The sequence below is a fragment of the Microbacterium sp. NPDC076911 genome (assembly GCF_040687125.1).
In the GTDB taxonomy this organism is placed as follows: Bacteria; Actinomycetota; Actinomycetes; order Actinomycetales; family Microbacteriaceae; genus Microbacterium.
In genome coordinates this window covers 39,394-62,602 of the sequence record NZ_JBFBMP010000008.1, presented here as the reverse complement: position 1 = coordinate 62,602, position 23,209 = coordinate 39,394, and the positions used below count along the sequence as shown (strand labels likewise).

Below are 23,209 nucleotides of genomic sequence, written 5' to 3'. Positions count from 1 at the left end.
ATTGATTACAAATAGCTATCACGTTACGATCGCGTTTCCGCGGTCTATGCGTGTCACTTGCGTTAGCTGGTGACGGCGTAAACCAGCAGCACCGTGGCCGGCTCGGGGCCGAGCACTGCCCATCGGTTTCGAAGTGCACCCGGGTGAGCGAGCGAGTCGCCTGCACGCAGCACCCATTCGCCACGGCCATCGATGAAGACAGTGACCTCACCTTCGGTGACATAGACCACGATCTCGCCGTCAGACTCGAACCAGTCGCCCGCATAAGGCCCACCCGCAATGCGGTATTCCTGCACGGTGGCTGCGCGAGCCGTGCCCGACGACAAGATGCGCGAGGTTGCACCATCATCGCTTTCAGCTACGCGCACATGCTTTCCATCCTCGCGACGGGTAAGCAGTATCGGTTCAGGCTCCGGCACAGCCGGAAACAGCACCGACGGCGACAAGCCCAGCGCTTTCGCGATTCTGAATAGCGTCACGACCGAGGGCATGGTGTTGCCACTTTCGATCTGACTCAAGAAAGGTTGACTAATGTCGGCGGCGGTCGCGAGCGCCCGCATCGAGAGCTTTTGCTCCGTGCGAGCGGCGCGGATGGTGCGCCCGAGCGTGACCCCGATGAGCGCGTCATCAACTGCGCCAGAGCTGGCGGGTTCATCGAGCGCAGGAGTATCGGACACGCGTCTACTCTACGAGCGCTCGAAGTTCCTCAAACGCCTCTTCGACAGCGACGGCAAGATGATCGATTCCTGGAACCGCTGTGGGGTCGGTGCAAAACCCCACACCAATCGTTCCGCCGTGCGAGATTGCCGCAATGCGCAACGCGTGGTGCGCTCCGGGTTCTGATGCCGAATAGAGCGCTGTGACTTGTCTCCCAGAAATCGAAGTCACCGCCCGAGGGCCAGGAACGTTCGAGACCGCGACGCTGAACTCACGGGAGCTGCTGGCAGCTCGGTGGAGCATCCCACTCAACAACGGCACCGATCCAAGAGCATGGAATAGGTCATACATGGTGGCCGCGTCGCCTGCCTGCTTCGCCGCTCGCGTGTGCGCACTGATTCGATCGAGCCGTGAAAGCGGGTCTGGGTCGCTCAGCTCGAGATCGACGTTCAAGAACGAATCATGGTTACTCAGCACCACATCACCATCGCGGTGATGCAAGCTGACCGGCACTTGGGCGCGCAGATCCAACGGCGTGCCAGCAGACTTCAGCCAGCCTCGCAGGCCGCCAGCCACCCCCGCGAGCAACACGTCATTGACTGTGGCGTGAACCGGGCGGCTCGCCCCGATCGCTTTGAGCTCGCTCAGTGCGACCGATGCGAACGCGAGATCACGTTCGCCGGTGATGGGCAGATCAAAAGGTGACCGCGACCCTCGATGCGCCAACTCTCTCGAAAGCGCCGCAGGTACACGACTCCATTCACCGGCCTTGTGCGACTCCGCGACACCCGGTTTGACTGCTGGTCCGTCAGACGGGGTTGCCACATCAAGCACGGCGGCCTCGAGAAAGTGCATCGCGGCGATACCATCGGCCATCGCGTGGTGAATGCGAGCGGCGATCATCTCGCGGCCGTCAGCAAGCGGACCAATCAGATCCAGGGCCCATAGCGGCTGGGTGTGGTCGAGATGCTCCGCCATGAGCGCACCAAGCGCCCGTCGCGAATCTTCGGTCGTTTCGCACTCGGCAGAGCTGCGGCGAACGTGGTTCTCAATGCAGAAGTCCGTGGCGGGAATCCACCGAGGTTGCGTATCGGCATCATCTTGACCGACCTTCTCCAAGGCGTGAGGCACTACGAGCAGGCGAGCGCCTACGCTCTTGCGTAGCGCTTCTAGATCTAACGGCGTGCCCGGTTCAAGCACGAGCAGTTTGAGGGTATGCCCCATGACTACCGCTGACTCGAGCGCCAGAATCTGCGCATCATCTTGGGATAGAAGTGCGCCGTCATCCGTCATGCGCGCCAGCCTAGCAACGGGCACCTGTCGGGCATGAGCAGTCGCTCAGCGGCGCCTGCGCCCCTCACCATGCAGTTGCGTTCTCGGCTCACAGCGCCCGTGGTGTTACCTCACATTGCAGAGCGGCCCTCGAAGCCGGGACGCGCTGTTAGCGTTTTGGGATGACACCCACTACGGCTCTCGTCGCTCTCGGAGTTCTCGTCGTGGGCAGCGTTCTCATTGGAATCGTCATGAAGGCGCGAGAAGGTCGCGCTCGCCAGGTAACGTCGCACGCCGGCGAAGACCCCGGCAGAGTCGGCGTAACGCAGTGGGGTGAGCATGCAACGCTGCTGCAGTTCAGCACTGAGTTCTGCACCCGGTGCCCCGGGGTGAGCCGCACACTCGCCGCGATCGCTGATCGCGAGCCGGGCGTCGTGCACATCGACGTGGATCTGACCCACCGCGCCGATCTCGCCAAGCACTTCCATATCCTGCAGACTCCGACCACTCTCATGCTCGACAGCGACGGCGTCATTCGCACCCGGCTCGGCGGAACAGTCGCACGCGCAAGCGTCGAAAACGAGCTTCAGCAAATACTGGGAGCGCAGCATGTCTATAGCTAACAGTCGTCCAACGACCAAGCCGCAGGGCATCGACCCTCGCGGCCCCCGGTTTGCTGCCACGATTACAAGCACACTCCTGTTGATCGCGACCTTCCTCTCAGCGACAGGCCTTTCGACGGCTCGGGATGCTACTGGCTGGGCCATCGCCGATGCATCACTCGTCCAGCGTGTTTCCGACCCGGGGTTCGTCCTCCTTTCGGTCATTGCCTTGCTGTTTGTATGGTCCATTGCGTGGCCGCGCACTCAACCGTACGGAGTGATCTTTCGTCGTTTCATCGCACCGCGTCTCGCTCCCCCGACCGAACTCGAAGACCCGCGTCCCCCACAATTTGCGCAGGTGGTCGGACTCTTCGTCGTCGGTCTTGGGTCGGTGCTGCAGCTGCTCGGCGTGCCCTGGGCATTGCCAGTAGCAAGTGCCGCAGCATTCGTTGCAGCGTTCCTGAATGCCGCCTTCGGGCTATGCCTCGGGTGCCAGCTCTATCTGGTGTTGGCCCGCGTGGGGCTGGTGGGACGACGCCCCGCAGCTGCTTGACCTCGATGACTTCTGCAACCGGCAACGACGGCGTACTGAAAACAACTCAGAAGGGCTAGCTGTTGTTCGACGACTTGTCGGGCAGGTACGGCTCGATGGCGGCCGCGAGCTTCGCCGGAGTCATGGATTGCAGCCATACATGTCCGGGGCCGTGCAGTTGTGCCAGAAAAAGCGAGTCACCGAAGAACTTGTTCTTTACGCCCTTGATCGTCGTGAACTCAAGGTTCATCTCCGCGCGATAGAGCGCGAGGTGCCCTGGGTGGATCAAGAGAGACTCACCCTGTTTGAGGTCGTACTCCACGATTTCCCCAGCGAGTTGCACCCACGCAGTGCCGTTGCCTGCGAGCTTCTGAAACACGACACCAGCTCCACCGAATATGCCGACGCCGAGCTTCTTCTGAAGCCCGACAGACACCTCGACGTCAGAGGTGCTGGCCATGAACGACCCCGACTGCACCATGTAGTTATCGGAAGGGTCAATCGTGAGCTCGCGAATGGTTCCGGGGAATCGTGCGCCGAAGGCAATGAAGCATCCCGGCTTTGAGGCGGTGTACTGCGACAAGAAGAGCTGCCCGCCACCAACCATGCGCTTGAGCCCACTCATGAACCCGCCCTTGCCGCGCGAGCCGAACCCGGTTGACGTTTCGATGTCGAACCCCTGCGTGAGCCACGACACATCCCCGCCTTCGGCGATGATCTCCTCACCGGTGTCGAGAGTGAGTTCAAGCACCGGCATAGTCGTTCCCTCAATACGTGTCTTCATACCGCCCACCGTAGCGGTCGCCCAAAAGTCCCATGTGAAAAACGTGGCTATCGCCCAGCCTCTGCCACCCTCAAGCTATGTTCGAAGCGCTGCCCAACAACCAGAGGACACCCCATGCCCACACTTGCCATCGTCGGAGCCGGACCCGGACTGGGCGCTGCCGCAGCTCGCAGATTCGGACGTGAGGGTTTTTCCATCGCGCTCATCGCCCGAAACCAAGCGAAGCTCGAAGAAGTCGTGAGCGAACTCGCCGCCGACGGTTTGACTGCGCGTGCATACGCCGCTGACGTGCTGGTGCCATCTGAACTTCAGCAGGTTCTGACACAAGCCGCGAGCGAACTAGGCCCCATCGCCGCGCTGCAGTACAGCCCGCTCCCCTCCCGCGCTTACCTCAAACCGGTGCTGGATCTGACACCCGAACTGGCCTCTGAAGCGATGAGTTTCTCGGCACTCGGGTTGATCCACGCTGTGCGTGCGGTGTTGCCCGCGATGCGGGAAGCCGGCAGCGGCAGCATCATTCTGATCAACGGCGGAACCTCGGTGAAGGCGCGTCCCGATTTTGCCGGAACTTCAATCGCATTTCCCGCCGAGAGCGCTTACGGCGAGATGCTCCACGATGCCCTCAAGGGCGAGGGCGTACGCGTCGTGCAACTCGTCATCCCCGGTGGCATCCCAAAGTTGCAGCTCCCGAATGGCATTGACGACGTTGCGGATCGCATCTGGGATCTGCACCGCACGGATGGTCCTTTCCGCACCATGCTTATCCCTCTCGAAAACGGGCGGGAGTGAGCTGATATGCCCGCCGCCCATCGCTCCGGTCTAAGGGTCGATTCTCGGGTCACGATTCCCGAGTCAGAACTGACCTGGCGCTTCTCGCGCTCATCCGGACCGGGCGGGCAAGGTGTGAACACTACTGACTCTCGCGTCGAGCTCATGTGGGATGCAGCAAGTTCGGCTGTGCTCTCGCCGCTATTGCGTGAGCGGCTCTTTGATCGACTCCGCGGCCGACTCGCGGCCGGCGTGCTGACCATCACTGCTTCCGAGCATCGCGCGCAGAAGCAGAATCGGGATGCTGCGCGTGCCCGCCTAGCGAAGGTCGTCGCTGATGCGCTTGCCCCACCCTCCCCGCCTCGTCGCGCTACCAAGCCGAGTCGAGGCTCGAAGGAACGTCGACTGACAGCCAAGAAACAACGCACCGACGTCAAGCGATTGCGTCGGCGCCCTCTCGATTGACTCCGGCAACTGCTACTCGCGCCACGGTCGAGTCAGTTGGCGCCAACCGTGCTGATTTGCTCGCGATACCCGGTCCTGGCGGCGCCGAGCAGCGCATTGGCGACCAGTGCATCCGCATAGGCTTCGGTGAGAGGGGCATCCGGGACGAGCAGACGGTTGTAGCACGCGCCCCAAAGCTGGTCGACGAGGAGAGTCGGGTCCACGTGCGCATCAAGTTGCCCTCGTTCGCGTGCTCGCTCGAAGTAGTCGATCGCGAGTAGCCGGCGCGGCAACGTATACTTCGCCGACACCTCAGCCGCCAAGTCGGAGTCGGTCTGCGATGCCCCGATCAGCTCGGCGATCACTCGCCCGCCCCCATGCTGAGTCAATAGGCGAACGAAGGAACGGAGCTGGGTCTGCACATCGGCATAGACATCTCCCGTGTCAGGGAATTGCAGTTCAGGTTCACTCCGCGCGAAGTGCGCTTCTGCCGCCAACGCGCCCGGCGAGGGCCACCACTTGTAGATCGTGGTTTTGCTGGCCCGTGACTTGGCCGCAACGCGATCGAAAGTCACTGCTCCAAGCCCCTCTTCATAGAGAAGCGTCGCAGCAGCTTCGAGCACTTCGGCACGAACGATCGCGGCGGACCGCCGCCCCCGCCCGGCCCGGACTGGGGCACTGCTCTGCTCGTCCATCATCACCCCTCCATACTCCAGCGATACATAGCGTCAATCTGCTGCAGGTTCAGCTTAGTGGACAGAGTGTCCATTTAGGTGCATGATATGACCGAGACGTTCATATCATTGGAGAATCGTGCCCATATCTACTTCTACTAGGCCTCGCGTAGCAATCGTGACTGGAGCTTCGGGCGGCATCGGCCGTGCCATCGCGCAGCGTCTCGCATTTGACGGTATGTCGGTGGTGGCGCACCACGGCCGCAACGCAGAAGCAGCAACTGAGGCAGTCAGGGCGATCACGGCCGCCGGCGGCAGCGCGATCACGCTACAGGGAGACGTCGCTGATGAAACAGAGATGACCGCCCTTTTCGACACAGCCACCGCACAGTTCGGCGGAATCGACGTCGTCGTCCACGCCGCAGGAATCATGCCGTTGGCCCCCATTGCTGAAATGACACTGGAGACCTTCGATCGCGTTCAGCGAGTCAACGTGCGCGGCAGTTTCATCATCAACCAACTCGCCGCCCGCCAGGTACGCAGCGGCGGAGCAATCGTCAACCTCTCCACGTCCATCACTCGCCTGCAAATGCCCACCTACGGCGCGTACGCGGCATCGAAAGGCGCCGTCGAGGCGATGGCACTCATTCTTGCCCGCGAGCTCGCCGGGCAAGATGTCACGGCCAACACAGTTGCCCCTGGCCCCACCGCGACCCCACTCTTCTTCGCTGGGAAGCCGCAGCAGGCGATTGACCACATCGCGTCACTCAACCCGATGCGGCGTTTGGGCACACCTGACGACATCGCCGAAGTCGTAGCATTCCTCGCCGGACCGGGTCGGTGGGTCAACGGTCAGGTGATCTATGCAAACGGTGGCGCTGCCTGAGCGCGCTACTCAAGCAGCAGCGGTGTGGGAGGTCGCGGCGGTTCGGATGAACCCACCAAACGGTGGCATCCCACTCCCAGCGCGCACTCGCGCCTAGTCCGCAATCGTGAAGCTTGCACGAAGAAGATCCGTGGGCCGGGAACTGCGGCCCACGAGGAGTTCGAAACGCCCCGGCTCGACGACTCGGTGCCCGTCGGAGGTGACGATGGAACACGATGCAGCTGGCACCTCGACCGTCACGGTCTCACTCTGACCCGCCTCCACCCGCACCTGGCGCCATGCTTTGAGTTCCTTCTCAGCCCAGGTAGCGGTGGTCACGAGATCGCTGACGTAGGCCTGCACAGTCTCGATCGCCGGGCGAGCTCCGGTGTTGGTGAGCGTCACCTGACAGCGAATCACACCATCGGACCCCACCTCATCGATGGGAACATGAAGATTCGAATACTCCACGTTCGTGTATGACAGCCCCTCGCCAAAGACGAACTGCGGCTCCTGGGTCAAGTCGGCGTATCGCTCACCATGCTGGCCGCGCACCTGGTTGTAATAGACAGGCTGTTGCCCGACGTGCCGCGGCACCGAGATCGGCAGACGACCGCTAGGTTCGATCAAGCCCAGAATGAGTTCGGCGACAGCCTGCCCACCCCGCATGCCGGGGTTGAACGCCTCGATGATGGCTGCGGTCTGCATTGCTGAGGCAGGCAGAGTCGCCGGTTTTCCATGCACGAGCACCAGGATGACCGGGGTGTCCGTCGCCACAAGAGCATCAAGAAGCGCTATTTGCGCACCCTGCAATTCGAGCGTGGCGGTCGAGCGCGTCTCCCCGGTCAATGCGATCGTGTCGCCGAGCACTGCCACGACATAGTCAGCCGACCCTGCGGCAGCCACCGCATCAGCGAGCATTGCTGGATCAACCTTCGCTGGAGAAAAGACGGGCACTCGCGGACCGCCGTCGTGCCACTTCTCACCCCCAGGATCAGGGATGAGAACCTCAATATCGGCGCCGCGAGAGTGGGTCACGCTCCAGCCCTCGGGAGCGACCGCGCGCATCCCGTCCAGCACGGTCTGCACCAGCTCACGAGGGTGACCATCGGGCATCCAGGCGACCTGGCCCGATGAACCAGCCCAGTCCCCCAGCGTGACATGAGGGTCGTCGGCGTTGGGCCCGACCACAGCGATCGTCCGCGGAGATTGCTCGACGCTCGTCGCATCTATCAGTGGCAGGGTGCCGTCATTGCGCAACAGCACCAGCGAACGCCTCGCCATCTCGAGGTTCAGCCGAGCATGCTCGGCGCTGCCAATGACCTGAGCTTGCAGCGCCACATCGGGCGCCCGAGGGTTCTCGAACAGACCCAGCTCGAACTTCAGTCGAAGGATTCTGCGGACGGCTTCGTCAAGGTCGGCTTCTGCGAGCCTTCCGGTGGCGACAGCAAGTTGCGCACCCTCAAAGAACTCCGGTGTCGTCATCACAAGATCGTTGCCAGCCTCGACAGCGACCGCAGCAGCCTCGGCATGGTCGGCGCACACTCTCTGCTCGCGGACCATGCGCCCCACGTTGTCCCAGTCAGTGATGAGTGTGCCAGTGAAACCCCACTCACCTTTCAGCACATCTGAAAGCAGCCACTTATTCGCTGTGATCGGTACGCCGTCGATCGACTGGTAGCCCAGCATGAACGTGCGGCATCCCTCGTCGACCGCCCGTTGAAACGGGGGGAGGAACCACGAGCGCAGCTTGCGTCGGCTGACATCGGCTTCACTGGCATCACGGCCACCCTGCGTCTCGGAGTACCCCGCGAAATGCTTGGCGCAGGCGAGAACCGCCGTGGGGTCATCCAGCCCCTCACCCTGATACCCACGAATCATGGCAGCGCCGAGTTCACCGATGAGAATCGGATCTTCACCAAAGGTCTCGTCCACTCGCCCCCAGCGCAGGTCGCGAGAGATGCAGAGGACGGGAGAAAACGTCCAGTGAATACCGGTCGCTGAGATCTCCACCGCGGCGGCGCGCGCCGCCCGCTCGACAAGCTCCGGGTCCCAAGAACAGGCCATCGAAAGCTGAGTTCCGAAAATCGTTGCGCCGGGAAAGAACGAGTGGCCGTGAATGCAGTCGTCCGCGGTCAACAGCGGAATTCCAAGCCGCGTCCGCTCGGCGATCTCAATCGCTTCGCCCATCCGCTCCCCGATGTGCAGCAGCGAACCGACAAGGTTCGTCGAGATCAAGTCGTCCAGATCAGCCCGATTCGCATCTAGCTGCATCATCTGCCCGACCTTCTCGGCGACGCTCATACGAGCCAAGAGGTCGTCGATGCGAGCATCGATCGGCAAGGAGCTGTCCTTGTATTGGAGTTCATCCATGATTGGCATCGCTGTCTCCTTGACGCTTTGTCGGCCTCGGTGCACGACATAAATCCATGCCGTGGATTATTGCACGACGCCCTTTATCGGGCAAGGTTTTCTCGCACAGCTGAAGACTGCGCTCAGCACTGTGGCGACTTCAGAACCTAGATGGGATCAGACGTTGATGCGCGAGATCCAGGGCACAGCGCACTGCGCCGACGGCCACCGCTTGGTCCCTAAGTTCTGAGCGAACCAAGCTTGGCGGCTCACCCTCCACAAGATCGGCTAGCTTCCGACGAACAGGCTCAAGGAGCTCTTCGGCGTCGCTGGGCACGTCACAGCCGAACACAAGAATGTCGGGGCCCAGCAGAGTCGCGACCACGGCTGAGACTCTCGCCAGCCGGTCGGCCACGCCATCAACGATGGTGAGGGCAACCCGATCGCCCTTCGACGCGGCCTCAAACACGGCCTCGACCTCTAGAGGACCCACGGACTGTTCAGAGCTGGATGCGCTCTGCTCAGCCGGCGCCTGCGTGGTGACCCTGGTGCGATCCTCTTCGCTCAGCTGTTCGACAAACAGAGCTGTCAAAGGCACAATTCCTTGCGTTCCATGCCCACCTTCAAGAAGCCTCACGAACTCCATCTGCCCCGCAAAGCCGCTGCCACCCCTGACGATGCGACCTGAATCGATAATGCCAGCGCCGAACCGCTCCTGCACCAGCATCAAGACGACGCCATCGAGCCCTTGAGCGGCCCCGCGCCAGCGTTCACCGATGACCGCCAGGTTGGCGTCATTATCGACGAGCACTTCCCAGGGGCGACCGGCACTGAAAGCTTCGATCACGTTGATTCCAGGGAGCCCGGAAACTCGCGTCGAGCTCCCAACTCCTCCGTTATGGTCGACCGGCGCGGGAACGCCAACAGCCACTGTTGTCAGGAGTCCAGGATCGATAGCGGCCTCGACCACCAGATCATCAATGATGTTCTTCGCTTCGTCTATCAGTGCCGAGGCTGACTGAATTGGAGTCCTGCGCTCCACAACCGTCGCTGTGACGATATCACCGCGAAGGTTGCACAACTGCGCCACAATCCGCTCGGGGCCCAACTCGACGCCTGCGACAAAACCTGCGCGGTCATTGAACGCGAACGTTCGAGACCTCCGCCCGACACCTGTGGCCGAACGCGGGGCGGTCGGCGCCACTTCGATCACGAGTCCGAGGGAGATGAGCGCATCACACACTGCGAGCACGCCCTGCCGCGACAGATCCGTGCGTGGCATAAGACCTGAAGCTGTCAACGGGGTGCTCGCGTCCTGAAGCGCCTTGATTACGAGCTCCATGCTGTGGCGCCGCTGTCGCATGGGCAGCACATCGCTCTCTTCCGCGGTCCGCACCGACGTTGCCCCCTCAAACTCCGACTGCAGCGAGCCTAGCGCTGGCCAGCTCATTGACCGATTTTGGATGGGCTCGTGCGGTCAGCCTGCGGAAAGCCATTTTTTGGAAATAGTTGCGCAGACCTATTGACGATGCACACATCGTGACATAGATTCTGTTTATTGATTTACGACCTTGATGAAAGGACAATGATGTTCAATAACAATCGCTCACGAAGAGCAGTTGCCATCGTTGCGCTGTCGCTGACTGCCGGACTGGTACTGACCTCCTGCGGGCGGGCTGACTCCGCCGGAAGCGACGCTTCAGCCATTGACGCGCTGGACGATCAGCCGGCGACCGGAGAACTAAACATTTGGGCGCAAGCAGATGAGGCCGCCGCGCTGCCTGCCTTTGCCGAAGAATTTCTAGAACTCAATCCAGATCTCACAATCAACGTCACCGCGTTGCCTTGGGATGCCGCGCACAACAAGTACCAGACGGCCATCGCCGCCGGCACAACTCCAGACATGGCACAAATGGGCACCACCTGGATGGCCGACTTCAGCGGCGCTTTTACTCCCGTACCAGAAGGGATCGACACCTCAGGGTTCTTTGAGGGATCGTTGAGCACGAACATGGTGGGCGACCAACTCTTCGGAGTGCCGTGGTACGTCGACACACGCGTGTTTTACTTCCGCAAGGATCTCGCTGAAACGGCAGGATTCCCAGACGGTGCGCAAACCTGGGAAGAATTCAAGGAGTTCACCAAGGCTCTGCAAACCGAGGCGGGGGCAGAGTACGGCGTAGGACTCCCCTCCAGCGGCACCGACGCATTTCAGAGCATGCTGATGTTCCCCTGGTCCAACGGTGCCGAAATCACCAACGCCGACCAGACGGAGTGGACCCTGGACTCACCGGAATGGGTCGAGGCGATGGAGTATTACGAATCGTTCTTCAGCGAAGGCATCGCCAATCCCGACGCCGAGACTGGCGCGGGCAGTGGCGAGTCGGAGTTTGTCAGCGGAAAGACTCCCGTCTTGACCGGTGGCCCGAGCCTCATCGGATCGCTGACTGCCGCAGGCGGAGGCGAAGATTACAAAGACATGATCGGTGTCATGCGTGTACCCGAGGAGGTCTCTTCGACAAGCTTCACCGGTGGATCGAACTTGGTCGTCTTCGAAAAGAGCCAGAACCCTGAAGCAGCCTGGAAGTTTGCGCGTTGGCTGAGCGAGCCCGATGTGCAGGTGCGCTGGCAACAGGCTGTCGGAGACCTGCCCGCCGTGGAGAGCGCGTGGGATGACCCAGCTTTGGCTGACGACCCACTGTTGAGCGTCCTCGGCGAACAACTCACCGACACCAACTCGCCTCCTACCCTCACGACTTGGACGCAGGTAAGTGCCCAGGCCGACAAGGCGCTGGAACAGATCATCCGCGCGGGAGCAGATCCTGCCCAGGCGATGGCAGATCTGCAGTCGGCTGCCGAATCAATCGGAACCGGACAGTAACATGTCCGTTGCTCAGCAGAGCAGCGCGAAGGTGAATCGTCGGGAGTCGAAAGGCGCCCGACGACAGGCCCTCGTCGCTTGGGGATTCGCACTCCCCTTCATGATCTTCTTCGGCGTTTTCATGCTGATACCGATCCTGTCGTCGTTTGCGATGTCGTTCACGGACTTCAGGGCCAGCGACGTGCAAGATCCGTTCGCCGTCACGTTCGTGGGCTTGGACCAATACATCCAGCTGTTCCGCGACCCACAGTTCATCAAGTCACTGGGCGTCACTTTCTACTTCGTGCTCGTCGGCATCCCACTCACGATGGCGGTGGCGCTGCTATTGGCCCTTGCCCTCAACACGGGAATTTCACGACTGAGGTCGGTATACCGTGTCGGGTTTTACCTGCCAGTGGTCGCATCTATCGTCGCGGTAGCTGTGGTGTGGCGTTTTCTTTTGCAGGACGACGGAATCATCAACGCGGCGCTCAGCTTCGTGGGAATCGATGGGCCGAACTGGCTCAATGACACCTTCTGGGCAATGCCAGCCCTCATTGTCATGGCCGTATGGCGCAACGTGGGAACGCTGATGATCATTTTTCTCGCAGGGCTGCAGACCATTGCCCCCGAGATGCGGGAAGCGTCCGCGCTCGACGGCGTCTCGATCTGGCAACGGTTCATCCACATCACCCTGCCGCTCATGCGCCCGACACTGTTGCTCGGGGCAATTCTCATCTCAGTCGGCTACCTGCAGTTCTTCGAGGAGCCGTTCATCATGACAAACGGAGGCCCACTCGATTCGACCTTGTCGGTGACCTATTTCGTCTACAACGAGTTTGGGTTCGGCAACTACGGCACGGCCTCTGCCGGGTCGTACGTGCTGTTCGTAGTCATCGCACTGTTGGCGTTCGCACAGTTCCGCGTGTTGCGCTCCAAGGATTGAGAGTAAGAGATGTCAGAAACACTTTTGGTCACCGTGCCAAAGAAGCGCCGGCGCTCGCGCTCCACCGCTATGGAGACGCCCGCCCCCTTGCAGGCGGTTGCGTATCTCCTGCTCACGCTCGGCGTCATCCTCTTTTTCACACCGTTCGTCGTCATGGTCATCAACTCGTTGAAAACCGAGGGCGAACTCCTACGAAACCCGACGGGGCTGATACCCCAAGAACTCACGTTCGACAACTACCTGCAGTGGTTTCAAGACCTGAACATCCAGCAGTTCTTCATGACGAGCCTCATCGTGGCCACCGTCACGGTGGCGGGCAATGTGGTGTTCTGTTCGATGGTCGGCTATGCGATGGCCAAGATGGAGTTCCCGGGCAAGAAGCTGTTGTTCGCGCTGGTAATGCTCACGCTCATGGTTCCGGGGACAGTAACCTTCGTGCCCTTGTTCGTTCTGGTAAGCAAGCTCGGGCTTGTCAACACGCTACCCGGTCTATTCCTGCCGTTCCTTGTCACGCCGCTCGGTGTCTTCCTCATGCGCCAGTTCATGATGGGAATCCCGAATGAGCTGCTGGAAGCAGCTCGTCTCGATGGAGCGAAGGAAGTTCGATTGTTCTTCACAGTCGTCTTGCCGCTATGCGGTGCACCGATTGCGACGCTGTCGATCCTCACGTTCCTGATGTCGTGGAACAACTTCCTCTGGCCGCTAGTCGCAGCGCAGAGCGAGGCGACGTACACACTGCCCATCGCGCTGACGCTGTTTTCGAAAGGGCAAGAAGCGACCAACTATGGCTTGCTGTTGGCGGGTGCGGTGCTGGTCATCACGCCAATCGTCATCCTGTTCCTCTTCCTTCAGCGCTACTTCGTTCAGAGCGTCGTCAGCGCCGGGGTGAAGTAAAGAGAGGTTGGGGATAGTCGAGCTCCTTCAGCAACCGAAAAAGCCCGGCAGGCTCCGTGACGACGCGGCGGTGTTCGCCGAACTCGCCACCTATTCCAGGTTGCGTTCGGCCTTCATCGCCGCTCGGGCACGATCGAAAGCATACGGAGCGAGGTCGACAATTCGATCACGGGATCGACAGCAGCGTTAGATCGAGGAGACTCACGCGCGACGCGGGTCAGCGCCGGTAGGTCGCTCATAGCCTTGTGCTGCGGCCAAGCGCTGCGCGAGTCCGTCAAGAATGAGATTGAGCCCATCGAGGAACTCGTCCGAGAACGCATAGCTTTCCTGAGCAAAGAGCTGCTCAAGCGCACGCGCAAGGTGCGGGTATTCCGCTTCGGAAGGCGCCACCCTCGCCGCGAAGTCTGCCTCCGTCTCGCCTTCCGCAGCAAATGGCAAGCTCACCTCGGTCAGCACAAATCCGTAAATGTACGCATCGAGTGTTGAGAAGGCGTGCGTCGCGAGGAGTGCTGAGAAGCCTTGGCTCATGAGGCACCCAACCACACGATCGTGGTGTCGCATCAGGGCCGGGCCTGGCACGGGGCGCGATTCCAGCATCCCCAACCCCCACGGATGCTGGCCGAGCACAGCGCGCGCTGACACCGCCCGCGTTGTCATCGCCTCGCGCCACGGGTCGCCAACGACGGGCAGCGCTATCTGCGCAAACACCCACTCCGCCAGCGCGTCCAGCAGTGCCTCTTTGTCGCTGACGTGGTGGTAGATCGACATCGCCTTGACACCGAGCTCGGCTCCCACCGTACGCATGCTGACGGCGTTGATTCCGTTGCGATCCGCCACAGCTGCCGCGGCGGAAATGACGAGTTCGCGGCTCAGTGTTCCTCGCGCTGTCATTCCTCCATCTTGCCTCACTTACAGATGTAAGGCTATGCTGAAAACTATCCCCTTACACTCGTAAGCCTGAAAGGCGCGTCCATGTCATCCACTCTTCAGCCTCTGCCCCCGATCGACGTTCGCTTGCGCTTGTCTGCGCTGTGGACCGCGACGATGATCATCGTCGCCTTCGTCGATATCTTCGGTCTCTTTCGCGCTGACTTGCGTGAACAAATTGAAGCGGGAAGCGTATTCATGTTCGAGATCGGCCAGCCTTTCATGCTCGGCATCGTTCTCTACGTCATGATCCCAACGCTGATGATCGCAGCCAGCATCTTTCTCCCCTGGCGCGCGAACCGGTTGCTCAACATCATCGTGGCCGCCCTCTTCGCGATCACGATTGTCGGTGCAGCTATCGGCGAATGGGGGTACTACCTCGTGGCCAGCGGTGTAGAACTCGGCCTACTCGCGGTTGTTATTGTGCTCGCCGCACGCTGGCAGCTCCCGCCGAAACTAGAAACTAGAAACTAGAAACTAGGCTCAGCGAACCCCGGCGACGCGATAGATGTCGTCGATCACTCGCATAGTCCGCACAGAATCGTCGACTTCTGTCGCGAGCGATTCACCGGTGCGTAGCGCGTCGAGCACCGCCGCAAGTTGGTGATCGTACGTTTCCTCTCCGGCGACAGTCGACTTGTAGTCGAGGCCGTCACGGGTGACAACGATGGAGTGGCCGCCAGAGGGGAACACCAGATTGTCGACATGCAATGTCGCCTTCGAGCCCACAATATGCAGGAAAGCGCCGAACTCGACGCCGGGTGCCATGCTTGCACCCAGGCTTGCTTCAATCCCGTCGCCGAAGTCCAGCCGGGCGGCTATCGACAGATCTGCCCCCAATGGATTCAACTCTGCGCTCGCCTCCACCACTGTCGGCTCGCCGAACAGCGACCGAAGCCAATGAAGGGGATAGCACCCAAGGTCCATCAGCGCACCACCGCCTAGTTCTGGCACATGGCGAATCGATGAACGATCGAACGGAATCTCCGCGTTGAACTCAGCGGTGACGGCATCGATTGTGCCGAGCTCGCCAGACGCCACGAACCCGCGTACCCGCGTACCCATTGAAACAACGGGTGGTAATAGTCGTGAAACGCTTCGACGACGCGGCGCCCGGTGCGCTCCACGGCTTGAGCGACCTCATCTGCTTCGACAGCGTTCATCGCGAAGGGCTTTTCGCACAGCACGTCCTTGCCCGCTGCTAACGCAGCGATCGTCCAGCGCGCATGCTCCGAGGGCGGCAGTGCGACATAAACCAGGTCAACTTCGGAGTCGTCAATCAACGCCTGGTAGTTGGCGTGGACGCGGGCAATGCCGTGGTGCTGTGCGTAGTCTGTCGCTTCGCTGCGAGACGCCACCGCCACAATCGACACGTCAGCGCGCCGCTTCGCAGGAGCAATTATCGCGCGCGGCGCGATGCCAGACGCACCCAACAATCCGACTCGCGTCACCGTAACCGCCTCATCGCCAGCCGTCGCACCGTTCATTCCCTTCGGCGGCCCGAACTCTTGCCAGGCCGACTCCCATCCGACACCAATGGCGCTACTTGCACGCACAAATCCGTCCGAGCCTACAACGCTTTCTCGTGCCACTTGGCGATGCGGAGAGCAACAGTTCGATCATTCAAGCTGGGGTGCATTTTCTTGCAGATTCACCAACCGTGGAACAGCGAATACGATCATCACGAGACGCACGCTAGGAAAAGAACATGATTAAGGTCATCGCATTCGACGTGAACGAGACGCTGCTCGACTTGCGAGCACTTGATCCAGCGTTCGAGCAGCTGCTCGGTTCAGCCGCATTGCGCGGTCAATGGTTTTCACAGATGCTCCGGCTCTCATTCGTCGGCGGCTTTACGTCACAGTATGTTGACTTCCGCACTGCCCAGCGCGGGGCGTTAGCCATGGTTGCCGAGCGCGCTGGCGTGGCGATATCAGAGGCCGACGTGATCGAGATGGTCGACCGCATGACTTCGCTTCCTCCTCACCCCGAGGTTCCAGCTGCCCTCGAGCAGCTGCGCACAACCGGGCTCAAGATCGTGGCACTTACCAACTCCACGGGCGAGGTCGCTGATTTACAACTCGCGAATTCCGGCATCCGAGAGTTCTTCGACGATGCGATGTCGGCTGATGCCGTTCGAGCTCTCAAGCCCGCGCCGGAGCCGTATCTTGCCGTCGCGGAGCAGTTTGGCGTCGATATCAGCGAGGTACGCCTCGTCGCTGCACACTCGTGGGACATCACGGGAGCGCTCGAAGTCGGAGCAAAAGCAGCGTTTATCGCCCGGGGCGGCGTGGTTCCCAGTCCTATCGGCCCGCAGCCCGACATCATCGGCTCTGACCTCACCGAAGTTGTCGGGGCGATCATTGCGACCGACCTTTAGCAAGCAATTCGAACAGCACCCCGCCTTGCGCTCCAGCGCAACCAGTCGTTGAGCAGGCGCTGAAACCCGCGCGTAACAGTGACGTGTTTACAATCAACTCACGCTCATGGAAGCAACACCCACTCGGGTGAGGAAAGCCTGAAGCGGCCTATTCGCGGTCGCCCTTGGTGACCATACCGAAAGAGAGCGCCATGACATTCTCTGTTCCACGCGTCGATATCTCAGCGTATGTCGCTGAGGGAACGGCCGAGCAACGTGCCGAAGTAGCCCGCCAGATCGACAGCGCGTGCCGAAGCGTCGGATTCATCCAGATCGTCGGTCACCGCGTACCGGAATCGATCACATCGGCATTCGTCGCGGCGATGGACGACTTCTTTGCCCTCGACCTTGATGAGAAGAAGACTTACCGCACTCCGCCTTCGATAAACCGTGGCTATTCCCCGCCGAAGTCGGAAGCGCTCAGCCTGTCGCTGGGTGTGGAGTCCGCGAACCGGATGAATGACTTCTTCGAAGCATTCAACGTCGGAGCGACCGCCGCCGACTATCCCGCCAGCCCGGGCCTTCCTGAAATTGAATACGCCGACAATGTCTGGCCCGACGTTGCTGGGTTCGAAGAGTCAGTGACCGCGTATTTCGCCGAGGCCGCGCGCGTCGCGCGAACACTCACCACTATTTTTGGGCACGCGCTCGGCCTTGAACAGAACTTCTTCGCGGAGCGCACGGGCCACTCGCTCGACGTGCTTCGGATGAACAACTACGCCCTTCCCCCAGGCACAGACATTGCTCTCGACGGTGATCTCACTGGGATGGGCGAGCACACCGACTTCGGAATAGTCACCGTGCTGTGGGCCGACCAGGTGCGCGGACTGCAAGTTCTTGGGCAAGATGGCAACTGGCACGATGTCGAGCCCGACGACGGTGCGTTCCTCGTCAACCTTGGCGATGCCACCGCTCACCTGACGAACGAACGATGGATGTCGACCCTGCACCGAGTCAAGCCTCCGATCATCAACGGAACGATCGAACGCCGTCGCAGCGCCGCGTTCTTCCATGACGGTGATCTCGACGCGGTCATCGACGTCTTGCCGTCATGCATAGACGATGAGCACCCTGCCTTGTATGCACCAGTCACCGTGGGCGACCACATTACGGCGAAGTTGAAGGGCTCACGCGCTGGCGTGATCAACACATATGCTCAGCGCGAGTCCGCGCGCGTGCTGTCGAGCAAGCGCTAGCCTAGGCGTTCACTGGCCACGCCCACTCCTGAATCTCGGCCGGGTCTTCGCCGAACTCGCGTGCATAGGACCGAGCATCCCGGCGACGATTCTCGAGATCTTGGCGAAGCTGGCTGCCTGCGTCGCCGAGCCCAGGCACGCGATCAATGACGTCGATCGCAAGCTGGAACCTGTCCAGATCGTTGAGCATCACCATGTCGAATGGTGTGGTGGTTGTACCTCGCTCCTTGAACCCGCGCACGTGAAGGTTTGGGTGTCCAAAACGCCGGTAGGCCAGTCTGTGGATGAGCCAGGGGTATCCATGAAACGCGAACACGATGGGCCGATCTCGAGTGAAGAGCGCGTCGAATTCGTCGTCGGGCATGCCGTGCGGGTGTTCTCCCTCGCTTTGCAGCCTCATGAGGTCGACAACATTGACCACGCGAATACGAAGGTCAGGCAGCTCCTCATGAAGCACTGACACCGCTGCGAGCATCTCCATGGTGGGAACGTCGCCGGCTGCGGCCACCACGACATCAGGCTCTTCCCCGTCGGGCACGTTGCTCGCCCATGCCAACTCACCGAGACCATTTGCGCAATGCTCGATCGCTTCATCCATCGACAGCCATTGGGGAGCGTCTTGTTTGCCCGCGACCACGACATTGACGTAGCCGGTGGAGCGAAGGCAGTGGTCGTAAGTTGAGAGCAGGGTGTTCGTGTCAAAGGGCAGATAGACGCGCACAATGTCTGAGCTCTTGTTGACGACGACATCGAGAAACCCGGGATCTTGATGCGAGAAACCATTGTGATCTTGTCGCCACACGTGGCTCGAGAGTAGATAGTTCAAGCTTGAGATGTCGCTTCTCCACGACACTTCGTTGGCAGCTTCAAGCCACTTCGCGTGCTGATTGAACATCGAATCGACGATGTGAATGAACGCTTCGTACGAGGTGAAGACGCCGTGGCGACCGGTGAGCAGGTAGCCCTCCAGCCACCCCGGGCACTGATGCTCGCTGAGCACCTCCATCACCCGACCGGCGCGTGCCAAATGCTCATCGAGTGGCGAAACCTCGGCATTCCATTGTTTCTGCGTCGCCTCATACACGGCCGGGGCGAGTTTGTTGGATGCAGTTTCATCCGGGCCGAAGATTCTAAAGTTCTGCGGGTTGCGTCGAATCACCTCGGCGAGCATCTCTCCCAGCATCCCGGTGGCCTGCGCAGTGTCGGCACCAGGAGCCGTGACTCGCGCAGCAAATTCGCGGAAGTCGGGGAGATCGAGCGGTGTGCGCAGAACTCCTCCATTAGCGTGCGGCGACGCGCTCATGCGCTTCTCGCCCTTCGGAGCGAACGCGACTGTTGCTGAACGCGGGGCGCCGCCGCTTTCGAACAATTCGTCGGGGCGATAGCTACGCAGCCAGTCCTCCAGCTGCTCGAGCTGGTGTCCGTCGCCCCGCGGGTCGCTCAGCGGCACTTGATGTGAACGCCAGGTGCCTTCAACGGCGAGCCCGCCGGATTGTTCTGGACCCGTCCAGCCTTTCGGCGAACGAAGAATGATCATTGGCCATCGAGGTCGTTGCAAATCGCCCTCGGCCGCCGCGCGCCGAATCTGTGCGATGCGATCGAAAGCCGTATCCATGACGGCGGCCATGGTGCGGTGAATGTCATCTGACCCAGCCGATGCATCGAAGGAGACGAGCAAGGGATCGTGGCCGTAGCCGCGCATCAGTTCGAGAAGCTCATGCTCAGGAATCCGCGCAAGGACGGTCGGGTTCGCAATCTTCCATCCGTTGAGATGCAGAATGGGCAGCACTGTGCCATCGGTGACGGGATCGAGAAACTTGTTCGAGTGCCAAGCGGTAGCGAGCGGACCCGTCTCAGCTTCTCCATCGCCGACAACGCACGCGACGACCAGATCAGGATTGTCGAAGGCCGCCCCATAGGCATGGCTGAGCGAGTATCCGAGTTCACCGCCTTCATGGATCGAGCCGGGCGTCTCTGGAGCCGCGTGCGACGGGATGCCGCCGGGGAACGAGAACTGCCGGAACAGGCGTTGCATGCCGAGGGCGTCTGTCGTGACCGCGGGAAAGCGCTCGGTATATGTGCCGTCAAGCCACGCATTGGCGACCATTCCTGGGCCACCATGCCCTGGACCAGCGATGTATAGGCAGTCGACGTCGCGCTCGCAGATGACCCGGTTCAGATGCGCATAGATCAGGTTGAGGCCGGGAACTGTGCCGAAGTGGCCGAGTAGACGCGGCTTGATGTGCTCGCGGCGAAGCGGCTCTCGAAGCAATGGGTTGTCGAGCAGATAGATCTGCCCGACACTGAGATAGTTGGCTGCGCGCCACCACCCATCGAGATGAGCCCAGGTGTGCGCGCCTTCCGCCACCGCGTTGCCTCCCTCCGATCTAGCGCCCGTACTGTGGTCGTCCTCTCTCGATGATCTCGCCATGCTGCGAGGATACGAGCCGTGTCGAACCGATGCGCTCGGGTTGACAGGAGCGGCTGATGGGCGATATCACGGGCGATGCTGAGGCGAAGCATCCCCTTGCCAACCTCCGTGGTTAACATGGATCTTTCTTCAGGGCAGTGGCTACTATGACAGCCATGGGAACCATCTACTATGGCGGTTCAGCTACGCCGATTCACATCGAAGATCGCACGTTGGCGCACCTGAAAGTAGTGATCGCCACCAAGTTGCGCCGCAACGAGAGCTTCACCGTCTCGTGGACTCACCCAGAAGACCAACCGCGCGGTCGCAGCACAATCTGGCTGCACTCTTCAATCCCGCTGAGATTTGTGTTCGAGAACCCGGAACCCGAGGAACTGAGCCGAGAGTGGATCGACAAGCTCGCACAATCCGCGAACTCTTCCGGGGGGATCATGATCGTCGCAGAGAGCGTCGACGCTCCCCCAGGCCACGGTGCGGATGATTCACCTCAGGTAGTGGACATCACCGAACGATAGTTGCGCGCCGCCGACCCACGACGGCAACTGCAGGATCGACTAGACACCCTGAGGGAGGAACATGTCACGCAATGTGCGCTGCTTCGCCTGCACGCCCGACGATGTCTTCGCTGCGCTCTCTGATGGCTGGCTGTATCCGACATGGGTGGTAGGCGCCTCGAGAATGCGCGAGGTGGAACCTCAGTGGCCCCAGCCAGGCAGTCGGCTTCATCATTCCTTTGGGGTCTGGCCAGCGCTGATCAACGACACCACCGTGAGTCTCATGTGGGATCCTCCTTATCAAATGGTGATGCGGGCACGGGGCTGGCCGATCGGTGAAGCACAAGTGACCATCGACGTACGCTCACTCGACGAAGAACACTGCATGGTCCGCATCCAAGAACAAGCGGTGCGCGGCCCAGCGCGCTTGTTGCCTCGCGGCGTGCGCGATCTGCTCTTACACACTCGCAACGCGGAAACCATCGAGCGCTTGGCATTCGTCGCTGAAGGACGCCGCGCGAACGGCGATGCATCATGAACAATCCGTTGCACTCAGATGTCGACGCCATCGTCGTGGGCGCAGGCCCGAACGGCCTCGCCGCCGCAGTCACCCTTGCGCGGGCCGGACTGAAAGTGATGGTGTTCGAACGCGCGGCAACGCCCGGGGGCGGCGTCTCAAGCGCCGAACTCACTCTCCCGGGCTTCACGCACGATGTCTGCTCCGCGGTGCATCCCTTGGCTTTTGAGTCACGGTTCTTCCGAGAGTTCGGGCTACGGCGTCGTGTCGATTTCGTGGTGCCAGAGGTGTCGTTCGCGCATCCGCTCGACGGCAGGCAAGCGGGAGTCGCCTATCGCGATCTCGCGCGCACAAGCGAGGGCCTCGGGCGAGATGGCGCGGCGTACGCGTCACTCATGCGGCCGCTTGCGGCACGGGCGAGCGAAGTCGCCGAACTCACGGGGTCAACTCTGCTCCGAGTGCCGCCCCACAGTGGTGCTGCCACGTACTTCGGTGCTGCCACGCTCGAACAGGGGTCTCCGCTGTGGAATGCACGTTTTCGCCAAGACACCGCACCGGCCCTGCTGACAGGTGTCGCAGCGCACACCGTGCTGCCACTGCCGAGCCTCGCCGCTGCCGGCGCAGGTCTCGCCCTGACGGCGTACGCGCACGCTCAAGGATGGCCGATCCCTGTTGGTGGCAGCCAGCGCATCGCTGACGCAATGGTGGCTGACATCGAGGCTCATGGCGGAGTGGTCGTCGCAGACCACGAAGTCACTTCTCTCGACGAGTTGCCGCGAGCGCGCGCAACGTTGCTGGACGTCACGCCCAGGGCCTTGCTGAGTCTGGCGGGCGATCGCATGCCATCGGCATACCGCCGCCGTTTGGAGCGTTTTCGATACGGAAATGCGGTCGCGAAGGTCGACTTCGCGCTATCGGAACCGGTGCCATGGTCCAACGCAGCAGTGCGAGAGGCGGGCACGATCCATGTCGGCGGCACGCGCGCAGAAATCCAGGCATCCGAGAACAGTGTGGTTCGAGGACATCTGAGCGAGAACCCCTTTGTACTTGTGTCGCAGCCCACAGTTTTCGACAAGACGCGTGCGCCCGAAGGTATGCACACGCTGTGGGCATACACGCATGTGCCTGCAGACTCCGCGGTCGACCGCAAGGAAGTCGTGATTGAGCAGATCGAAAGGTTCGCGCCGGGGTTTCGCGACACGATTCTCGCCAGCACCTCTCGCACCGCCACAGCGGTCGCCGCCCACAACCCAAACTACGTAGGCGGAGACATTTCTTCTGGGGAACCCAGCGTGCGACAGCTGCTTCAGCGGCCGACGCTGTCAAATGACCCGTGGCGCACCCCGATGCCCGGCGTCTACCTTGCCGGGGCTTCGGTGAGCCCCGGACCGGGCATGCATGGGCTCGCCGGTTGGCATGCCGCGCTGAGCGCCCTCGAACATGAGTTTGGCGCGACCGCACTGCCCAATCTCATGCCTCGCTGAGCTGACGGCTCGAGCTTAAATGTGACGCAGCCGCCCTTGAACCAGAACGCTGCGCACGACGAAACCCTCGGGACACACGAGGAGCGTGACC

The 23,209-nt window shown here is 61.2% G+C and carries 24 protein-coding genes; 14 read left to right on the top strand and 10 right to left on the bottom strand.

Going from position 1 to position 23,209, the window contains the following annotated elements; all coding sequences use genetic code 11:
- Nucleotides 1-62 precede the first annotated feature (62 nt).
- Both AB0O81_RS13010 and AB0O81_RS13005 read right to left on the bottom strand, forming a co-directional pair.
- Entirely contained in the window at nt 63-677 is a 615-nt protein-coding gene (locus AB0O81_RS13010) for an XRE family transcriptional regulator (RefSeq protein ID WP_363584941.1), read from the bottom strand.
- A gap of 4 nt (nt 678-681) precedes the next feature.
- Nucleotides 682-1,950, bottom strand: a complete 1,269-nt coding sequence (locus AB0O81_RS13005; protein ID WP_363584939.1) for a WS/DGAT domain-containing protein — start codon at nt 1,948-1,950, stop codon at nt 682-684.
- Nucleotides 1,951-2,111: 161 nt separating this feature from the next.
- Between AB0O81_RS13005 and AB0O81_RS13000 the strand changes: the two genes are divergently transcribed.
- Both AB0O81_RS13000 and AB0O81_RS12995 read left to right on the top strand, forming a co-directional pair.
- Nucleotides 2,112-2,552: a thioredoxin family protein gene (locus tag AB0O81_RS13000; protein WP_363584937.1), complete on the top strand. Its 441-nt coding sequence runs from the start codon at nt 2,112-2,114 to the stop codon at nt 2,550-2,552.
- The gene (locus tag AB0O81_RS12995) at nt 2,539-3,084 is read left to right on the top strand and encodes a DUF4395 domain-containing protein (RefSeq protein WP_363584935.1); all 546 of its coding nucleotides are present in this window, start codon (nt 2,539-2,541) and stop codon (nt 3,082-3,084) included. The genes AB0O81_RS13000 and AB0O81_RS12995 overlap by 14 nt, the downstream gene beginning before the upstream one ends.
- Before the next feature lie 55 nt (nt 3,085-3,139).
- Here the strand turns inward: AB0O81_RS12995 and AB0O81_RS12990 are convergent, their stop codons facing one another.
- Nucleotides 3,140-3,847, bottom strand: a complete 708-nt coding sequence (locus AB0O81_RS12990; RefSeq protein ID WP_363584934.1) for an AIM24 family protein — start codon at nt 3,845-3,847, stop codon at nt 3,140-3,142.
- A gap of 114 nt (nt 3,848-3,961) precedes the next feature.
- Between AB0O81_RS12990 and AB0O81_RS12985 the strand changes: the two genes are divergently transcribed.
- Nucleotides 3,962-4,636 (top strand): SDR family NAD(P)-dependent oxidoreductase, encoded by a 675-nt coding sequence (locus AB0O81_RS12985; RefSeq protein ID WP_363584933.1) that lies wholly within the window; start codon nt 3,962-3,964, stop codon nt 4,634-4,636.
- Nucleotides 4,637-4,642: 6 nt separating this feature from the next.
- The gene (gene arfB / locus AB0O81_RS12980; protein WP_363584931.1) at nt 4,643-5,080 is read left to right on the top strand and encodes an alternative ribosome rescue aminoacyl-tRNA hydrolase ArfB; all 438 of its coding nucleotides are present in this window, start codon (nt 4,643-4,645) and stop codon (nt 5,078-5,080) included.
- A 32-nt stretch (nt 5,081-5,112) separates the two neighbouring features.
- Here the strand turns inward: arfB and AB0O81_RS12975 are convergent, their stop codons facing one another.
- Entirely contained in the window at nt 5,113-5,757 is a 645-nt protein-coding gene (locus tag AB0O81_RS12975) for a TetR/AcrR family transcriptional regulator (protein WP_363584929.1), read from the bottom strand.
- 154 nt (nt 5,758-5,911) lie between these two features.
- Between AB0O81_RS12975 and AB0O81_RS12970 the strand changes: the two genes are divergently transcribed.
- A complete protein-coding gene (locus tag AB0O81_RS12970; protein WP_363584927.1) occupies nt 5,912-6,619 on the top strand; it encodes an SDR family oxidoreductase in 708 nt (235 codons plus the stop codon).
- Between the two features lie 93 nt (nt 6,620-6,712).
- Here AB0O81_RS12970 and AB0O81_RS12965 read toward each other — a convergent pair whose 3' ends face one another.
- Nucleotides 6,713-8,971, bottom strand: coding sequence for a glycoside hydrolase family 3 N-terminal domain-containing protein (locus AB0O81_RS12965; RefSeq protein WP_363584976.1), 2,259 nt, complete (start codon nt 8,969-8,971; stop codon nt 6,713-6,715).
- A 139-nt stretch (nt 8,972-9,110) separates the two neighbouring features.
- Complete coding sequence (locus tag AB0O81_RS12960; protein WP_363584925.1) at nt 9,111-10,400, bottom strand: ROK family protein; 1,290 nt, start codon at nt 10,398-10,400, stop codon at nt 9,111-9,113.
- A gap of 138 nt (nt 10,401-10,538) precedes the next feature.
- Here AB0O81_RS12960 and AB0O81_RS12955 point away from each other — a divergent pair, with 138 nt between their 5' ends.
- The 3 genes from AB0O81_RS12955 (at nt 10,539) to AB0O81_RS12945 (ending at nt 13,650) form a co-directional block, all read left to right on the top strand.
- Nucleotides 10,539-11,831: an extracellular solute-binding protein gene (locus tag AB0O81_RS12955; RefSeq protein WP_363584923.1), complete on the top strand. Its 1,293-nt coding sequence runs from the start codon at nt 10,539-10,541 to the stop codon at nt 11,829-11,831.
- 1 nt (nt 11,832) lies between these two features.
- On the top strand, nt 11,833-12,756 hold the full coding sequence (locus AB0O81_RS12950) for a sugar ABC transporter permease (RefSeq protein ID WP_363584921.1): 924 nt from the start codon (nt 11,833-11,835) through the stop codon (nt 12,754-12,756).
- Between the two features lie 69 nt (nt 12,757-12,825).
- Nucleotides 12,826-13,650: a carbohydrate ABC transporter permease gene (locus AB0O81_RS12945; RefSeq protein WP_337337645.1), complete on the top strand. Its 825-nt coding sequence runs from the start codon at nt 12,826-12,828 to the stop codon at nt 13,648-13,650.
- 201 nt (nt 13,651-13,851) lie between these two features.
- Here the strand turns inward: AB0O81_RS12945 and AB0O81_RS12940 are convergent, their stop codons facing one another.
- Nucleotides 13,852-14,541 (bottom strand): TetR/AcrR family transcriptional regulator, encoded by a 690-nt coding sequence (locus tag AB0O81_RS12940; RefSeq protein WP_363584919.1) that lies wholly within the window; start codon nt 14,539-14,541, stop codon nt 13,852-13,854.
- Between the two features lie 81 nt (nt 14,542-14,622).
- On the opposite strand from AB0O81_RS12940, the gene AB0O81_RS12935 reads away from it, so the two are divergent.
- The gene (locus AB0O81_RS12935; RefSeq protein ID WP_363584917.1) at nt 14,623-15,051 is read left to right on the top strand and encodes a DUF6326 family protein; all 429 of its coding nucleotides are present in this window, start codon (nt 14,623-14,625) and stop codon (nt 15,049-15,051) included.
- A 9-nt stretch (nt 15,052-15,060) separates the two neighbouring features.
- On the opposite strand, the gene AB0O81_RS12930 is transcribed toward AB0O81_RS12935, so the two are convergent.
- Nucleotides 15,061-15,618: a Gfo/Idh/MocA family oxidoreductase gene (locus AB0O81_RS12930; RefSeq protein WP_363584915.1), complete on the bottom strand. Its 558-nt coding sequence runs from the start codon at nt 15,616-15,618 to the stop codon at nt 15,061-15,063.
- Nucleotides 15,519-16,169, bottom strand: a complete 651-nt coding sequence (locus AB0O81_RS12925) for a Gfo/Idh/MocA family oxidoreductase (protein ID WP_363584913.1) — start codon at nt 16,167-16,169, stop codon at nt 15,519-15,521. The genes AB0O81_RS12930 and AB0O81_RS12925 overlap by 100 nt, the downstream gene beginning before the upstream one ends.
- A 116-nt stretch (nt 16,170-16,285) precedes the next feature.
- Here AB0O81_RS12925 and AB0O81_RS12920 point away from each other — a divergent pair, with 116 nt between their 5' ends.
- A complete protein-coding gene (locus AB0O81_RS12920) occupies nt 16,286-16,957 on the top strand; it encodes a haloacid dehalogenase type II (protein ID WP_363584911.1) in 672 nt (223 codons plus the stop codon).
- A gap of 191 nt (nt 16,958-17,148) precedes the next feature.
- The gene (locus AB0O81_RS12915; RefSeq protein ID WP_363584909.1) at nt 17,149-18,192 is read left to right on the top strand and encodes a 2-oxoglutarate and iron-dependent oxygenase domain-containing protein; all 1,044 of its coding nucleotides are present in this window, start codon (nt 17,149-17,151) and stop codon (nt 18,190-18,192) included.
- 1 nt (nt 18,193) lies between these two features.
- Here AB0O81_RS12915 and AB0O81_RS12910 read toward each other — a convergent pair whose 3' ends face one another.
- Nucleotides 18,194-20,623, bottom strand: coding sequence for a phosphoketolase family protein (locus AB0O81_RS12910; RefSeq protein WP_363584907.1), 2,430 nt, complete (start codon nt 20,621-20,623; stop codon nt 18,194-18,196).
- Between the two features lie 155 nt (nt 20,624-20,778).
- Between AB0O81_RS12910 and AB0O81_RS12905 the strand changes: the two genes are divergently transcribed.
- The 3 genes from AB0O81_RS12905 (at nt 20,779) to AB0O81_RS12895 (ending at nt 23,118) form a co-directional block, all read left to right on the top strand.
- Nucleotides 20,779-21,138 (top strand): hypothetical protein, encoded by a 360-nt coding sequence (locus AB0O81_RS12905; RefSeq protein ID WP_363584905.1) that lies wholly within the window; start codon nt 20,779-20,781, stop codon nt 21,136-21,138.
- A gap of 61 nt (nt 21,139-21,199) precedes the next feature.
- On the top strand, nt 21,200-21,655 hold the full coding sequence (locus AB0O81_RS12900; protein WP_363584903.1) for an SRPBCC family protein: 456 nt from the start codon (nt 21,200-21,202) through the stop codon (nt 21,653-21,655).
- Nucleotides 21,652-23,118, top strand: coding sequence for an NAD(P)/FAD-dependent oxidoreductase (locus tag AB0O81_RS12895; RefSeq protein ID WP_363584901.1), 1,467 nt, complete (start codon nt 21,652-21,654; stop codon nt 23,116-23,118). Before AB0O81_RS12900 ends, AB0O81_RS12895 begins: the two co-directional genes overlap by 4 nt.
- The last annotated feature ends 91 nt before the right edge of the window (nt 23,119-23,209 follow it).

Excerpts from the sequence above, each read along its gene's own strand:
- AB0O81_RS12965 (WP_363584976.1), bottom strand. The coding sequence starts at position 8,971 with ATGGATGAACTCCAATACAAGGACAGCTCCTTGCCGATCGATGCTCGC.
- AB0O81_RS13005 (WP_363584939.1), bottom strand. The coding sequence starts at position 1,950 with ATGACGGATGACGGCGCACTTCTATCCCAAGATGATGCGCAGATTCTG.
- AB0O81_RS12950 (WP_363584921.1), top strand. The coding sequence starts at position 11,833 with ATGTCCGTTGCTCAGCAGAGCAGCGCGAAGGTGAATCGTCGGGAGTCG.
- AB0O81_RS12955 (WP_363584923.1), top strand. The coding sequence starts at position 10,539 with ATGTTCAATAACAATCGCTCACGAAGAGCAGTTGCCATCGTTGCGCTG.
- AB0O81_RS12945 (WP_337337645.1), top strand. The coding sequence starts at position 12,826 with ATGGAGACGCCCGCCCCCTTGCAGGCGGTTGCGTATCTCCTGCTCACG.
- AB0O81_RS12960 (WP_363584925.1), bottom strand. The coding sequence starts at position 10,400 with ATGAGCTGGCCAGCGCTAGGCTCGCTGCAGTCGGAGTTTGAGGGGGCA.
- AB0O81_RS12895 (WP_363584901.1), top strand. The coding sequence starts at position 21,652 with ATGAACAATCCGTTGCACTCAGATGTCGACGCCATCGTCGTGGGCGCA.
- AB0O81_RS12935 (WP_363584917.1), top strand. The coding sequence starts at position 14,623 with ATGTCATCCACTCTTCAGCCTCTGCCCCCGATCGACGTTCGCTTGCGC.
- AB0O81_RS12910 (WP_363584907.1), bottom strand. The coding sequence starts at position 20,623 with ATGGCGAGATCATCGAGAGAGGACGACCACAGTACGGGCGCTAGATCG.
- AB0O81_RS12915 (WP_363584909.1), top strand. The coding sequence starts at position 17,149 with ATGACATTCTCTGTTCCACGCGTCGATATCTCAGCGTATGTCGCTGAG.
- AB0O81_RS12920 (WP_363584911.1), top strand. The coding sequence starts at position 16,286 with ATGATTAAGGTCATCGCATTCGACGTGAACGAGACGCTGCTCGACTTG.
- AB0O81_RS12940 (WP_363584919.1), bottom strand. The coding sequence starts at position 14,541 with ATGACAGCGCGAGGAACACTGAGCCGCGAACTCGTCATTTCCGCCGCG.
- arfB (WP_363584931.1), top strand. The coding sequence starts at position 4,643 with ATGCCCGCCGCCCATCGCTCCGGTCTAAGGGTCGATTCTCGGGTCACG.
- AB0O81_RS12900 (WP_363584903.1), top strand. The coding sequence starts at position 21,200 with ATGTCACGCAATGTGCGCTGCTTCGCCTGCACGCCCGACGATGTCTTC.
- AB0O81_RS12990 (WP_363584934.1), bottom strand. The coding sequence starts at position 3,847 with ATGAAGACACGTATTGAGGGAACGACTATGCCGGTGCTTGAACTCACT.
- AB0O81_RS12995 (WP_363584935.1), top strand. The coding sequence starts at position 2,539 with ATGTCTATAGCTAACAGTCGTCCAACGACCAAGCCGCAGGGCATCGAC.
- AB0O81_RS12905 (WP_363584905.1), top strand. The coding sequence starts at position 20,779 with ATGGGAACCATCTACTATGGCGGTTCAGCTACGCCGATTCACATCGAA.
- AB0O81_RS12985 (WP_363584933.1), top strand. The coding sequence starts at position 3,962 with ATGCCCACACTTGCCATCGTCGGAGCCGGACCCGGACTGGGCGCTGCC.
- AB0O81_RS13000 (WP_363584937.1), top strand. The coding sequence starts at position 2,112 with ATGACACCCACTACGGCTCTCGTCGCTCTCGGAGTTCTCGTCGTGGGC.
- AB0O81_RS12975 (WP_363584929.1), bottom strand. The coding sequence starts at position 5,757 with ATGATGGACGAGCAGAGCAGTGCCCCAGTCCGGGCCGGGCGGGGGCGG.